This window comes from Marinimicrobium locisalis (assembly GCF_039822625.1).
Taxonomy (GTDB): domain Bacteria; phylum Pseudomonadota; class Gammaproteobacteria; order Pseudomonadales; family Cellvibrionaceae; genus Marinimicrobium; species Marinimicrobium locisalis.
Genome location: NZ_JBDLLG010000002.1, coordinates 39775 through 53831 on the forward strand (window position 1 = coordinate 39775; position 14057 = coordinate 53831).

9 protein-coding genes are annotated in these 14057 nt (G+C 58.7%); 4 read left to right on the top strand and 5 right to left on the bottom strand.

Annotation, left to right across the window (positions count from 1 at the left end; translation table 11 throughout):
• Positions 1-4: 4 nt before the first annotated feature.
• Positions 5-1450, top strand: coding sequence for a TrkH family potassium uptake protein (locus AAE514_RS01975; protein ID WP_347329822.1), 1446 nt, complete (start codon positions 5-7; stop codon positions 1448-1450).
• Between the two features lie 89 nt (positions 1451-1539).
• Here AAE514_RS01975 and AAE514_RS01980 read toward each other — a convergent pair whose 3' ends face one another.
• Positions 1540-4362 (bottom strand): insulinase family protein, encoded by a 2823-nt coding sequence (locus tag AAE514_RS01980; RefSeq protein ID WP_347329823.1) that lies wholly within the window; start codon positions 4360-4362, stop codon positions 1540-1542.
• Between the two features lie 92 nt (positions 4363-4454).
• Positions 4455-5786, bottom strand: a complete 1332-nt coding sequence (locus AAE514_RS01985; RefSeq protein WP_347329824.1) for a GGDEF domain-containing protein — start codon at positions 5784-5786, stop codon at positions 4455-4457.
• A gap of 303 nt (positions 5787-6089) precedes the next feature.
• Here AAE514_RS01985 and AAE514_RS01990 point away from each other — a divergent pair, with 303 nt between their 5' ends.
• The gene (locus AAE514_RS01990; protein WP_347329825.1) at positions 6090-7019 is read left to right on the top strand and encodes a sugar phosphate isomerase/epimerase family protein; all 930 of its coding nucleotides are present in this window, start codon (positions 6090-6092) and stop codon (positions 7017-7019) included.
• Positions 7020-7098: 79 nt separating this feature from the next.
• Here AAE514_RS01990 and AAE514_RS01995 read toward each other — a convergent pair whose 3' ends face one another.
• Together AAE514_RS01995 and leuA are read right to left on the bottom strand one after the other, a co-directional pair.
• Complete coding sequence (locus tag AAE514_RS01995; protein ID WP_347329826.1) at positions 7099-7353, bottom strand: YidH family protein; 255 nt, start codon at positions 7351-7353, stop codon at positions 7099-7101.
• A 57-nt stretch (positions 7354-7410) separates the two neighbouring features.
• On the bottom strand, positions 7411-9078 hold the full coding sequence (leuA, locus tag AAE514_RS02000; RefSeq protein WP_347329827.1) for a 2-isopropylmalate synthase: 1668 nt from the start codon (positions 9076-9078) through the stop codon (positions 7411-7413).
• A gap of 281 nt (positions 9079-9359) precedes the next feature.
• On the opposite strand from leuA, the gene AAE514_RS02005 reads away from it, so the two are divergent.
• The gene (locus tag AAE514_RS02005) at positions 9360-9830 is read left to right on the top strand and encodes an Lrp/AsnC family transcriptional regulator (RefSeq protein ID WP_347329828.1); all 471 of its coding nucleotides are present in this window, start codon (positions 9360-9362) and stop codon (positions 9828-9830) included.
• An 8-nt stretch (positions 9831-9838) separates the two neighbouring features.
• On the opposite strand, the gene AAE514_RS02010 is transcribed toward AAE514_RS02005, so the two are convergent.
• Positions 9839-11770, bottom strand: a complete 1932-nt coding sequence (locus AAE514_RS02010) for a sialate O-acetylesterase (protein WP_347329829.1) — start codon at positions 11768-11770, stop codon at positions 9839-9841.
• Positions 11771-11999: 229 nt separating this feature from the next.
• On the opposite strand from AAE514_RS02010, the gene AAE514_RS02015 reads away from it, so the two are divergent.
• Positions 12000-14051: a hypothetical protein gene (locus tag AAE514_RS02015; protein ID WP_347329830.1), complete on the top strand. Its 2052-nt coding sequence runs from the start codon at positions 12000-12002 to the stop codon at positions 14049-14051.
• The last annotated feature ends 6 nt before the right edge of the window (positions 14052-14057 follow it).

Here is a 14057-nt window from a genome sequence, read left to right on the forward strand (position 1 = left end):
GCTTATGCAGTTTGGCACCATTGCAAGGGTACTGGGCGTATTGCTGATGCTGTTCAGCCTGACGCTATTGGTGCCCATCAGCGTCTCACTCTGGTTTCACGACCAAAATTACCTCACGTTCCTGATCGGCTTTATTCTGACCTTCGGCGCGGGGGTGGGTATCTGGTTTCCGGTGCGCGGACGCCGGCACGATTTGCGCACGCGGGACGGCTTTCTGATTACCGCCCTGTTCTGGTTTGTGCTGGGGCTGTTCGGTGCCCTGCCCCTGTACTTCTCCATGGGGCTGAACCTGTCGGTGACCGATGCGATTTTTGAATCTCTTTCCGGGCTCACCACCACCGGGGCCACGGTCATTAGCGGGCTGGATCAGCTGCCCCCCTCCATTCTGTACTACCGACACCAGCTGCAGTGGTTGGGCGGCATCGGGATTATTGTGATTGCGGTGGCCATTTTGCCCTTGCTGGGCGTCGGCGGTATGCAGCTCTACCGCGCCGAAGCGCCGGGGCCGGTAAAAGACAACAAACTCACGCCGCGAATTACCGAAACCGCAAAAGCCCTGTTCCTGTTGTACGTTATGTTCACCATTACCTGCTTTGTGGCTTATAAGCTCGCGGGAATGAACTGGTTTGAAGCACTCGGGCACAGCTTTTCCACGGTCGCCAACGGGGGGTTTTCCAGTCACGACCAGAGCCTCCGCTATTATGACAGCTCCGCCATTTTGCTGATCTGTACCGTCTTCATGTTGATTGCCGGCGCCAACTTCGCCCTGCATTTTGTCGCCTGGCAGGAGAAAAGTCTGCGCCACTATTTGGCGGATGCGGAGTTCCGTTTTTATTCGGGCTGGATCATCGTCGGCACCCTCATTACCGTCAGTGTGCTCTACTTTACCCATGAGTACGGCGCTCTCGATAGCGTCGTGCTGGGTTTCTACAACTTGGCCTCCACACTGACCACGGCCGGTTTCGCCTCGGACTTCAACTACTGGCCCTCCTTCCTGCCCTATATGTTGTTTATTTTGGCCTTTCTGGGCGGGTGCGCCAGTTCCACGGGCGGCGGGATGAAAATGATACGGGTGCTGCTGCTGTACAAGCAGGGCGTACGGGAGATCAACCGACTGATTCACCCCAATGCCATTATCCCGGTAAAGGTGGGTAAGATTACGGTTCCGAACCGGGTGATTGAAGCCGTGTGGGGCTTTTTTGCCATGTACGTGGTGATGTATATCGCCATGTTCCTGCTGCTGCTAATGACCGGGCTCGATTTGGAAACCTCCTTCTCCGCCGTGGGCGCCTGCATTACCAACTTGGGGCCGGGCATGGGGGATGTGGCGGGGAATTACGGTTCCATCAGCAACCCGGCCAAGTGGATTCTGACGTTTGCCATGCTGCTGGGGCGTCTTGAAGTGTTTACCTTGCTGGTGTTGTTCAGCCCCATGTTCTGGCGACGTTAAGAAACCAATGATGGGGTGACGCTTCACGGGCCGTCGAACCGCCCGTGAAGCGTTATTGAGCGACGCGAGTAGCCCGTCAAGCACGGGTGCTACTCACCCGTTTCGGCAAAGTCCCCCTCGGCAAACCCGGTGCCCTTGGCCTGCAGCGTAATGATGCCGCTGCCCTCGCCCAGCACCCACCGCTCATAGGCCTGCTTGACCTGCTCCGGGGTGACCACCCGCAACGCCTCAACCAGCCGCTCGCGAGTGTCGAAATCGGTGTTGTTGCGGTGGAAATCACCTCGGTAGCGGCTCGCCTCTTGCACAAAGTCGTTGGGCTGCTGAGTCAGCTGAGCCACGAGCGATTCGCGCAGCGGATTGAGTTGGGCCTCGTCCAATTCGGCCAGAGTGGATTCATGGTCCGCCAAGAATGTTTCCACGCGCCCCTGGATGGCGGGCAGTGTTTTTTCCGAGCTCTGCACCAACAACACCAGCGCCGGCTTTTCGCCCAGGCGCGTGACGCCGGCGTTGACCACATAGCCCCACTGCTCTTCAGTGCGCAGTTGAGTGTACATGGGGTTATTGATCAGCATATTGAGCAACAACAACTCCGCGAAGGGTTCCATCTCCTCGCTCGGCGCCACATAGGCGCGCATCCAACCTACATCATTGTGCTCCACCGTGCGCTCGACGCTCCAGTGTTCACCCGCCTGTGGTGTCTCAGTCTCGGTGACGTAAATCGGGCCAGGCTGGCGGTTGGGCCCCAGGGCTTGTTCGGCACCGCGCGCCATGGCGCGAATCTGTTCCGGTTGATAATGGCCGTAGGCGTACAACCGCAGGGTCACCTGTTGGCGCCATTGGCGATAGTAGGCCCGAAGGTCATCGGGCGTGATGTTCCGGCTGGCCTTCAGAATCGCGCCCACATCCCACTCAAAGCGTTGGGTACGGCGGTCAAGCCAGCGATACAGCTGGTGCATGGGCGCATCGGTTTTCTCGCCACTCAACCACTCCTGCAGGCGATCCCGCTGGCGGTTGAATTCAGCCTCGGTAAAACTCAGCTCGGCCACGCCCCCCATCAGTTCGTTCACCAGGGTCTTGTGATTGCTCACCGGCCCATGGAGGGTCAGGTTTTGCATGTTGCTGTCCGAGCGGTCAAAACCAATGTTAATACCCGCGCGTCCGGCCCGATCGGTCAGGCTCATGTTCTTTTCGTTCAGCAAGCCATTCATTATGGCACCCAGTGCGAAGTGTTCCGCGCTCTGAATACCCAAATCGGTATTCCAGACAAAGTGCAGGTAGCCCTTTCCGTCCTGATGATGCTCCGCGTGGCGGAACCAGACATCCAGCCCCGGCTCGCCAATCAGTTGGGTAAAGCTTTGAATGGAGTGTTCGACGGCTTCTAGATCACCACTGCTCGCCAGGGTATTGGCCGGCGGAAGGTTCAGCTCAATGTCTTGAGCCATGGATTGCCACTGGGCCAGCGTGTCCTGCTCAATGTTGGCAACGGAGTAGCGGCCGTCATAGTGGGGGATGTCGGTATCCACCGGTTCACTTTGGCTGACTTGCCAGAGGCGCAGTCGCTCCGGGCGCATTTGCTCCAGCACCACCTCGATGGCCTGCGGATCAAACGTCTCAAAGTGGGCGCTGGCCGAATTGACATAGGCGGGGGGTATGTCGTGCATCAGGGCGCTGATATGAACCGCCTGCTGCATGGGCTGGGGCGGGGACTGTTCATTGAAGGTTTGTTGGGCCAGGGTGCGGTACTCCTCGTAATACCGCTGTTTCACGCCTTGCTCACGGACAAGCTCAATGTAAGCGAGGGTGGCAGCCACCACCTGATCCCGTTGCGCCATGCCCTTGTCGGTGGCGTCGATAAAAATCCGAATAAAGCCGTCCTGGCCAAAGAAGTCGGACTGAACACCGGCGCCCATGCTGTTGGCCAAGTTCTGCTCGCGCAAATAGTGGCCGAGGGTACCCGGTTCCTCGGAGCTGAGAATGTTGCGCAGATACGCGTTGGGTTTAACCCGCCACTGATCGGTGTTGTCGTCGATGGGAAACTCCAGAATCAGCTGTTTCAGATCTTTTTGCGGGCGGTAGTAAATGTGTTTCCCCCAGGCGGAGGGGGGCAAACCGGGCTCGGTGATCTCGGCCGAGGGCGCCTCCTCTTCCGGCAACGCCGCGAAATGTTCCCGCACCAGGGTTTCCTGCTCTTCAAGGGGTTTTTGACTCACCAGCGTCAGGGTCATCAGCTCCGCCTTGTAGTAGCGCTGATAGAAATCCCGCATCGCCTCGTACAAGCCGCTGTCGGGCCCGCCGGGCAGGGTCTCCCGGTTGCCCACGCTCAGCCGCGCCGCCGGGTGCTCCGGGTTGCCGGTCAGCCCCAGTAGCTGAAACATAATGCGCGGGTCCTGGCTTTTGCCCATGGACCACTCGTTGTGCACGGCGGTGCGTTCCTTGTCGCTGTACTCTTTATCAAACAACGGCGCCTTAAAGTAATCACTGAACCGGTCTAGCGAGGGGTCGAGCAAGTCATTCGGTGTCTGGAAGAAGTAGTTGGTGTGGTCGCTACTGGTGTAGGCGTTGGCGAAACCGGCGTTGTCTTCCAGGTATTTCTGCAAGGCGTTGGGTTCGGGATAATCCTCGGTACCGAGAAACAGCATGTGCTCCAGGTAATGCGCCAGCCCCGGGAATTCCAGCGGGTTGTGGAAACTGCCCACCCCGACCGCGAGAGACACGGCGCTCATCTCCGTCTCCTGCGCTTGGACAAGCATCACTTTCAGGCCGTTATCGAGCTGCAGGTAACGGTATTGGCGCGGATCATTCTGGCTTTTTGCCACGTCCATGGGGGCCTGGTGAGCACAGGCTCCCACTAGCAAGGCGAGCAGAGCGAACACGGTGGTAAAGACAGGAAACTTCAGGGGGAGACGATGCATGCGGGATCCTTTTGCCGATTGGGTTTAGGGAGGCAAGACAACGGCGTTGTCGCCGTGGTTCCGCTAAAGCCTATGCGAGCCGCCGGTTTTGGTCAACCGGGCTCGAGTTGGGCCGCCGGCTCCCCCAGGATGACGCGGTTTCGCCCCTGGTGTTTCGCGCTATAGAGCGCTCGGTCCACGCGGACAAAGGCATCGACATAGGACTCCCCCTCGCCCACTTGGCAGACGCCGAAACTGGCGGTCAAGTTCACCTCATAAGCCACTTTGTTCCCTTCGGGCTTTTCTTCGGCAATCAGCGAACGAAGCTTTTCCGCCAGGCGCGCGGCATTCTCCGCCGTGGTGCTCGGGCACAAGAGAAGAAATTCTTCCCCACCCCACCGGCAGAGCACATCCTGCTGGCGGGTGTGCTCATTGAGCAAGGTCACTAACTGCCGCAAAACCTCGTCCCCCGCATCGTGACCGTAGGTATCATTGAAGTGCTTGAAGTGATCCACATCCATCAGTATCAGGGCGAGGGGGTGAAACTCGTCATAATGAAGCAACTCTGACAGACGCTGCTCAAAACCGAAACGGTTGTAGGCGCCGGTCAACGGGTCCCGGGAAGACAACTGTTTGTAACGCTCGCTCTCCTGCTTCAGAGCGGCGTTACGGTTGGTGAGCACATCAAGGCTGCGCCGTTGACGCCGGGCCTTTAACGCCAGTAGCCGCAGTTGGCGCATAACCCCAATGGTCAGCCCCCCAAGCCAGCACAACAAGATGCTCAAATACCACAGCTCGGCCGAGACCCAGTCCCCCACAAAGGCGATGCGCTCGATTTTTACGTCGTAGTTGCCCGGCTCAAGGGTGTCCGAGTAACCAATCCCGATGGCGATCACATTGTGAAAGGCCGGTCGGCGCAGGGCGCGAGGCAACTCTCGCTGGCTGCTCCACCAGTCGGCCAACGTCAGCTCTTCAAAATTCAGCCGAATTGGTGCATTGAGTTCGCCGGGCAAAAAGTCGAATTTATTGAACTGAGCGCTGTTGTTGTCTTCGGGGGTGGAGTAGCGCTCATCGTAATGGCGCATAAAAAACTGCACTTTCTTGTTGTGACCGTCTACGTCCAGGCGCAGATCCACCGCCCGGTAGCCGGTGAGGTCCATTCCCTTGACGGCGTGATGGGACAGAATGATATTCATCCCGCAATAGACAAAGGTCCCCTTCTGTTCAACTCGGCACCGCCATACCCGGTCTGCCTCGGGCCCGGCCCACTCAGAGTGGCTCGGCCCGCCCTCGGAACCGTCCCCGTACAACGCGAAAATAACGTCCATATCCGAATTCGGAACCACCGAAAGCACCTTCTCGGGAATAAGAGGGTGCGCGGCAATCGCTACCAACGTCGCGATAATCGCGGTTAGTAGAATGAATAGGGAACGGTTTTGCGCCATAAGGGGCCAATCTGTTGATTATTGTGCCATTGTAGCAAGGTTAGCGTTCCCTTCGGCGCTGTAATCGGCATCATTCAGATTATTCCGCTATGGATAGCGCTAATTTATAACAAAACGCGCTTTCAAAGCCTATTGCTGAGAACTATTGATAATTAATATCGCTCAGTAGGAGCCGGGCGCTCCCAAATCACGTTGGAAATGGGGGTACAATGCGAATTCGATGTTCTGCCGTGTTACCGGTTACTCCGGCAGACTGTCACCCTGAATGAGAACCCACACAATTCACAATAAAGTGAGGCCCCTATGGACCGGATACACCTCGGAAGACGGCAATTCATTAAACAAATGGCCACTGCCTCGGCCGCCCTGGCCGCGGCCAGCACTCTCCCCGGCTGTATGAGCCTGATGGGCGAGAAAAGCACCTACGACATCTCCCTGGCACAGTGGTCCCTGCACCGGCGCTTTTTCAGTGGCGAAGCGGACCCCATGAACTTCGCTCAGATTGCCCGCCAGGAGTTCGATATCGGCGGCATCGAATACGTTAACCAGTTTTATAAAGACACACTGTCCGAGGCTCTGGTCCAAGACCTGCGCGCCCGAGCCGACCGCGAAAACGTCCAAAGCTTGCTGATCATGGTCGACGGTGAAGGCGCTCTGGGCGCCCCCAGCGAGTCCGGCCGCAAGCAAACCGTGGACAACCACAAAAAGTGGGCCGACGCCGCCCACGGCTTGGGCTGCCATTCGATTCGGGTGAATGCGCAAAGCGAAGGCACTTGGGATGAGCAGCGTGACCGGGCCGCCGAGGGCTTGGTGATGCTGGCCGAGTACTGCGAGCCCCTGGGGTTGAACGTATTGGTGGAAAACCATGGGGGTCTATCCTCCAACGCCCGCTGGCTAAGCCAGGTTATGGAAACCGCCAACCACCCGCGGGTGGGCACCCTTCCGGACTTTGGCAACTTCGTTATCGACCAAGAAGCGGGAGAAACCTACGACCGTTACCGGGGCGTGCGGGAATTGATGCCCTATGCCCGCGCCGTCAGCGCCAAGAGCTATGCGTTTAATGAACAGGGCGAGGAAACCACGATCAACTTCCAACGCATGATCGATATTGTCATGGCCGTGGGCTATAACGGCTGGGTGGGGATCGAGTATGAAGGAGACAAGCACTCGGAAGCCGAGGGTATTCGGTTGACTGGGGACTTGCTGCGGCGCATCAAAGCGAACCGGGCGTAAACCGACGTTTTAACTCAAAAAGCCTCCGGTAGTACCCTACCGGAGGCTTTTTCATTGCCGCTCGTGAGCTCCGGCCCGGTCAACTCTGAACCTTGGGGATTTCGCTCCTGACTTTCACAAAGCGATAAAAGCCAATAGCAGCAATGAGCACGCCGCCGATGATGGCGACCCAGGCAACGATACTGAGCAGGGGGTTCTCCGGTAAAAACTGGAGCACCACCCCACCCCCGATTAAAAGCGATAGCGCGGTTCTAATGTAGGACAGCAGCGTACGCTCGTTAGCCAAATGGGTGCGCTCCACCGCCAGGTGGTCGCGCAGGTCGGTATCGCTCATTGCGTTTTCTCCTTTCCTTTACCGGCTACCGGCCGGCGGCCAGGTTGCTGAAAGCGGCTAGTTCGCCAACGCAATATCCCGGTTAACCCCGTTAATCAGTGCCTTGATGGCGGCGGCGACGATGTTCTTGTCCTGGCCCACGCCGAACACCGGTTTGTGCTCGCCCACCTTTACTTCCACGTAGCAGACCGCGGCCACATCGGAACCGGCCCCCAGGCCGTGTTCGTGGTAGTCCACCACGGTAATGGCTTGCCCGGCATGCTCCCCCAGCGCCTTGGCGGCAGCGTCAATGGGGCCGTTGCCGGAGCCGGTCAACTCCACTTCGCTCCCCTGGTACTTGCCCAGAATCAGGGTGTTTACCACCCCGTCTTCCCCGTCACTGACCCGGCTGCTGACGTAGCCGTAGGGCGTGGTGACTTGCAGGTACTCCTGCTCGAACAGCTTGTAGATATCGCCGCTGTTGATCTCCTTGCTGCTGGCGTCGCTGATTTTCTGAACGGCGCCGCTGAATTCGATCTGCAACCGGCGCGGCAATTCATAGCCGGCCTGCTGCTGGAGCAGAAAGCTAACCCCCCCTTTACCGGACTGGCTGTTCACCCGCACCACGGCGTCATAGCTGCGGTTCAGGTCCGCCGGGTCGATGGGCAGATAAGGCACCTCCCAGATGCCCTCCGGGTCCTGCACGGCAAAGCCTTTTTTGATGGCGTCCTGGTGCGAGCCTGAGAAGGCGGTAAACACCAACTCCCCCGCGTAGGGGTGGCGCGGGTGTACCGGCAACTGCGTGCACTCTTCCGACAACTGGCGCACCTGATCAATATCGGTGAAGTCCAACTTCGGATCCACACCCTGGGAGTAGAGGTTCATGGCCAGCGTCACCAGGTCGACATTACCGGTGCGCTCGCCATTGCCAAACAGGCAGCCTTCCACCCGGTCGGCGCCGGCCATAACCGCCAGCTCGGCGGCGGCCACGGCGGTGCCCCGGTCATTGTGGGGATGCACGCTCAGGATAATGCTTTCCCGGTTATTCAAGTTCCGGTGCATCCATTCGATCTGGTCGGCGTAAGTATTGGGTGTGGACATTTCCACGGTCGCCGGCAAATTGAAAATGATCTTGCGCTCGGGCGTGGGCTGCCAAATGGCCGAGACGGCGTCGCACACCTCTTTGGCAAACTCCACTTCGGTGCTGGAAAATACCTCCGGGGAGTACTGGTAGACCCATTCGGTCTCCGGCTGGGCTTCGGTCATTTCCTTCACCCACCGGGTGCCGCGCTCGGCAATTTCTTTCACGCCGGCCTTGTCGGTCTTGTACACAATGCGGCGAAAGGCCGGGGCGACCGGGTTGTACATGTGCAGAATGGCGCGGCGCGCACCCTTTAAGGATTCCACCGTGCGCTGAATCAGGTCCTGCCGGGCTTGGGTCAACACTTCGATGGTCACATCGTCAGGAATGTGGTTTTCCTCGATCAACCGGCGAACGAAATTGAAATCGGTATCCGAAGCGGAGGGGAAGCCCACTTCGATTTCCTTAAAGCCGATGGCGACCAGCGCCTTGAACATCTTCATTTTGGTGTCGACGTTCATGGGGTCGATTAACGCCTGATTGCCGTCGCGCAGGTCGGTGCTCATCCAGATGGGGGCTTTATTCAGCACCTTATTGGGCCATTGACGGTCCGGGAGCTGGATCGGCTCAAAGCGGCGGTATTTTTGGGATGGGTTGGCAATCATGGCTCGGCTCCATTGCACGGGTGTTTCTTGGCGAATAAGGATGCCCGGGAGAGAGCGGAAGGTCCTCGGCCGGATGGGCCTCGGGCATTGAACTCAGAGCACCGCTTGTGGCGGTGGGAGAGTACCGGGGGTCGGGCTTGTGGCCCGCCGCTCTTCCTCTGTCAGGCATGGGGATAGTATATGGCTTACAAGGCGGCGATAAATTGCTAAGATGTTGCCTTAATCGCTCGTTTTGGAATTATATTCCAATATTTAACGCCAACCAAGCATAGTATGCCACCATGACCGAAGGTCTGGATCGTTACGACCGTTTAATCCTGGAAACCCTGCAGAAGCGGGGCCGCATCACCAACCAGGAGCTGGCCGAAGCCATCAGCCTGTCGCCCTCCCCTTGTCTGCGGCGGGTTAAGCAAATGGAGGAGGCGGGGTTGATTGACGGCTATGTGGCGCTGCTCAATGCCCGCAAGCTCGGGCTGCACCTGATGGCGTTTATCGAAATCAGCATGGACAAACACACCCCGGACCGCTTCAGTGCCTTTGAAGAGACCATCGCCGGCTACCCGGAGGTGCTGGAATGCCATTTGATTACCGGTCAGTCGGCTGACTATCTACTGAAGGTGATTGTCCGGGATATGGACGCCTACCAGCAGTTCCTGTTGCAGAAGCTGACCCGCATTGACGGCGTGAGCGGTGTGCACTCATCCTTTGTGCTGAAAAGTCCCATTAACAGCACCGCTCTCCCCGTCAGCTAGTACTTACTTCATTCGCTGTCTGTGCGGAAGGGAGCGGCGGGCAGTCCTTCGGCGTTACAGAGGTTGGCCTCCTCCGGGTTGTCGGCCCAGGCGTAGCGCACCGCCTTCGGCTTCTCAATCGCGTCACTGGACACCACCACTTTTTTGCCTTTGATTTCGGCGTCGGCCCAGACAAACTCGCCGTCTTCCCCGGCGATGGCAAATTCCGCCAACGGCTCGCCGTCGCAGGACTTCAAGCCCCCACCCACGGAGTCGAAGCGAACGATGACGCGTTCGCCCTTCACCCGGTGCTTGCGGTAGCGAGGCCCAAAGGCCACCAGGTCCTTTTCATTATAAGCCACCGAGCGTGCGGCCAGTGCCAAGCGCTCACCCACGGCCTCTTTGTTCAAGGGGTGGATATCGTTCCACTCACCCACATCAATGGCCACGGCCATACCGGTTTCCGGCAGGGTCAACGCCTGCTCCTGGGCTTCACGCAGCCGGGCCCACTCACTGTCTTGCGGCGAGCCCTTGGCTTCCAGGTAGTTGGCCAGTTGCACAAACAGGAAGGGTTGTTTGGGCTGGTCCCACTGGTTCCGCCAGTCTTCAATAACCGCCGGGAACAGGTCGGCGTACTCTTGCGCGCGACCGACGTTGGATTCGCCCTGGTACCAAATCACCCCTTTGAGGGCGTAGTCAGTCAGCGGCGCAATCATACCGTTGTACAACCCCATCGGCTTCCAGCGGATAAAGGTCTGGGAGGCGAGACTGTCCAGCTGGGCGCCCTGTTTGACGCGCCATTGACCGGTGAGATCAATCGTCTCGGTCTTCCAGCTCAATTCGTAGGGCTTGTCTTCCACAAAACCGGGCAGACCATTTTGGCTGGTCAAGCGCACCGCCAGGGTATTTTCGCCCCCCTTGAGCAGTCCTTCGGGCAGAGGGTACCAGCGCGGGGGGTACTGATAGCCGGTCTGCCCGACCTGCTCACCATTTAAGTAAGCCACATCGGCATCCACCAGCCGGCCCAACTCCAAAAAGGCGGGCTTGCCGACCCAGCTTTCGGGCACCTCGATGGTTTTGCGCAGCCACCAGACGCCGTTGGCCTCCCCCTCTTCGCCCCAAAAACCGGGGAGCTCGACGGTGTCCCAGTCGCTGTCATCCACATCCGGTTGAGCCCACAAGGCTTTTCCGTTTTTATAGCCGGGGTCCAGTTTATCCCGGCGCTCGAACCAGGCTTGCGCGCGCTGTTGATCCTCCGCCTGAGTCGTCTCAATTAGCTTATCATCGCGCCAACGCTTGGCTTCTTGCAGGTGTGCCGGAAAGGATTTCAACGCCTCTTCGCTCAGCCAGGCTTCGGCGGGCGAACCCCCGAGCGCGGCGTTGATGACACCCACCGGCACGTCCAGCTCACGGTGTAAGTCCCGGGCAAAGAAATAGCTGACCGCCGAAATACCGGACACGGTTTCGGGGGTGACCGTTTGCCAATGACCGCCCTCCAGCGTTTGTTGGGGCGCATCGAAGTTGTAGCGATCCGGCACCTCGAAATAGCGAACTTCGGGGTAGTCGGCCCGGGCCATTTCCGCTTCATACAGCGGCCGGACCCGAGCCATGGTGAGCTCCATGTTGGACTGGCCCGAGGCGAGCCAGACATCCCCCACCAGCACATCCTTCACTCGGATTGTATTGTTTCCCTCAACCACCAGCTCATGAGGGCCCCCGGCGGGCACTTTTTTCAGGGTAAGCTCCCATCGGCCCGCTTCGCTGGCGGTGGTTTTCAGGCTTCTATCAAGAAAGTGAACACTTACTTCCTCCCCCGCATCGGCCCAACCCCACAGAGTGAGGGGGGTATCGCGTTGCAGCACCATGCCGTCGTCTATCAGCCGGGGCAGGCTTACATCCGCCGAGGCGGTCACGCTGGCACACAGTAAGGCCAAACCGGTGATCCATGGAGTTTTATTCATTGCTTATACCTCTGGTTGCTTTCCGAATGTGAGCTACCCCCATAGCGTAGCCTAGAAAGTGTAAGGGCTCTGAAAACACAGGCTTATAGTCTATAGGATCATATGAGAGACGGGAACTAGTGGCCCATGGGTCTACATTTTCTTCTTTTTACTTTGAACCTGGATGGAAGCCGCTGCGACTACCTCACCGGACACGCTGTTATCACATACCACCGAAGAGGCAATTATTATGAATCAGCTCCCATCCAAAACCCCAAGCAGCCTGAAGGCATTATCCGTTGCGCTGCTCGCCGGCAGTCTGTTCGCCTGTGGCGGCAGTAGTAACCCACTACCCAACAACCCCGTTGATGAGACCGACCCCCCGGAGCCTGTGCCGGAACACATCGATTTGAGTTTTATGGTGCAAACCCACGATGGCGCCCGCTTGTCCGATGTCACCGTTACCCTGGGGGAGGACACCACCGCCCAGACCGATGCGGCTGGCCGGGTTCAGTTCAGCCCCGAAACCCGGGAATCCTACCGGGTGCATGCGCAAGCCGAGGGGTTTATCCCGCAGGCGTTGAAAATCGACGGTGAAAGCGATGGGATCGTGCCCATTCGCCTTATGCCCATTAAGCAGACTCTCAGCGTGGAAGACATTGAGGCGGCACGAACCTTGAGCGCCGTGGATCTGGGCGCGCGGATTACCTTTCCCGCCAACGCCTTTGTCACCCCCGATGGCGAACCCGCCTCCGGCGAAGCCACCGTGCAGGTCACCCCATGGGATATCACCGGCGAGGACCTTAACGCCATGCCCGGCAACGCCCAGGCACTGGATGCCGGCGGCGATTCGGCGGAGCTGATTAGCGCCGGGATGATGACGGTGGACGTGCACAACGCCCAGGGGGATTACCTGCAACTGAGCCCCAACGCCACCGCCGAGATTCAGATGGATCTGCCGGTAGAGAGCATCAACAACGAAGCACTGTCCATCGGCAGCACCATACCGATGTGGCATTTCGATGAAGACCAGGGTTTATGGGTGGAAGACGACTCGACCATGGGCACGGTAGTGGCCTCGGCCACCTCGCCAGTAGGTTTGGCGGTCCGCGCCGAAGTCAGTCACTTCTCCACGTGGAACTGGGATTTCAAGTTCGAAAACGGTGGCAGCATTAATGTGGAGTGTCGGCTGGGCGACAGCAGCGCCGTACCCTGTGGCATTAACGCCGAAGTTGAACTGGATGACGGTTCGATCTTTACTCGCGCCGGGCAGTTGCCAGCCGGCGGCGCCACCATTATCAATATGCCCAACAGCGCCACCATCGGTTGGTCCGCCGTTTCCGAGTTCGGCCTGATGGGCGAAAAGACCACGGACATGTCCGGCGATGTCATCATCGACTTGGGTGAGCCGAGCAGCGAGAACCTCGTGCGCTGCGAGTTACCCGACGGTAGCCCGGTAGGTTGCTCAGTTACGCTCACCGACGGTACCGAAACCGCTACCCATTCCGTTCCGGCAGAGGGTGCCACCATTGTCACCGGCTGGCCCAACCTGGATGAAAACACCCAACTGACTTGGTCCGCGGAAACGCCCTACCCGATCACTGTCGATGGCCAGCAAGTTTTGGGAGAAGGTACGGCGACCTCTGACGTGGCCGGGGACGTGACCGTGTCGCTGGCCGTCACTCCGATTGAAGCAGTGAACGTCCAATGCCTGGCCGGCTCCGGGGTTTCCATCCCCTGCACGGTTGATGTGCTTGCCACACTCTCAGACGGTACCGTGTTTACCGAGAATGACGTTCTGATTCAAGACAGTGAGAGCCTGATCGTTCCTGCAGAAGCCACGTTGATTCAATGGTCCGCCCACTCCAACGGCGCCTACAGCCAGAACGGTCAGTTCGTCGAACTCTCCGGCAGCATGGAAACCGGCCTTGTCGGCAGCGTCTCGGTCATCCTGGACGAAGAAACGGTACAGGGCGCGGCAGCGCAGAGTATCAACCTCTCTTGCATCAACGGCCCGAGCAGCTCCGCCAGTAGCTGCGATATCGAGGTGTTCGTGGAAGGCAACCGGGTGGGCTACCTGGAGATCGGCAACTTCCCGGGGGTGGCCTTGGGCGACTCGGTCACACTGGAGTTTCCGGAAGGCATGTCAGCCGAGGGCGAGTGGGTACAGATTATGGCGACCGGGGACGACGGCTCCATGACCTACACCTTTGAACCCTACGAGTCCTTCACTCAGGGCCAAAGTGTCGAGTTGGCATTGCAGTGTGAAGATGCCGCCGGCGGTGTCGCCTGCCCGGAGTAACCCCGT

Coding starts and splice junctions, on each gene's coding strand:
- AAE514_RS01975 (WP_347329822.1), top strand. CDS start 5: ATGCAGTTTGGCACCATTGCAAGGGTACTGGGCGTATTGCTGATGCTG.
- AAE514_RS01980 (WP_347329823.1), bottom strand. CDS start 4,362: ATGCATCGTCTCCCCCTGAAGTTTCCTGTCTTTACCACCGTGTTCGCT.
- AAE514_RS01985 (WP_347329824.1), bottom strand. CDS start 5,786: ATGGCGCAAAACCGTTCCCTATTCATTCTACTAACCGCGATTATCGCG.
- AAE514_RS01990 (WP_347329825.1), top strand. CDS start 6,090: ATGGACCGGATACACCTCGGAAGACGGCAATTCATTAAACAAATGGCC.
- AAE514_RS01995 (WP_347329826.1), bottom strand. CDS start 7,353: ATGAGCGATACCGACCTGCGCGACCACCTGGCGGTGGAGCGCACCCAT.
- leuA (WP_347329827.1), bottom strand. CDS start 9,078: ATGATTGCCAACCCATCCCAAAAATACCGCCGCTTTGAGCCGATCCAG.
- AAE514_RS02005 (WP_347329828.1), top strand. CDS start 9,360: ATGACCGAAGGTCTGGATCGTTACGACCGTTTAATCCTGGAAACCCTG.
- AAE514_RS02010 (WP_347329829.1), bottom strand. CDS start 11,770: ATGAATAAAACTCCATGGATCACCGGTTTGGCCTTACTGTGTGCCAGC.
- AAE514_RS02015 (WP_347329830.1), top strand. CDS start 12,000: ATGAATCAGCTCCCATCCAAAACCCCAAGCAGCCTGAAGGCATTATCC.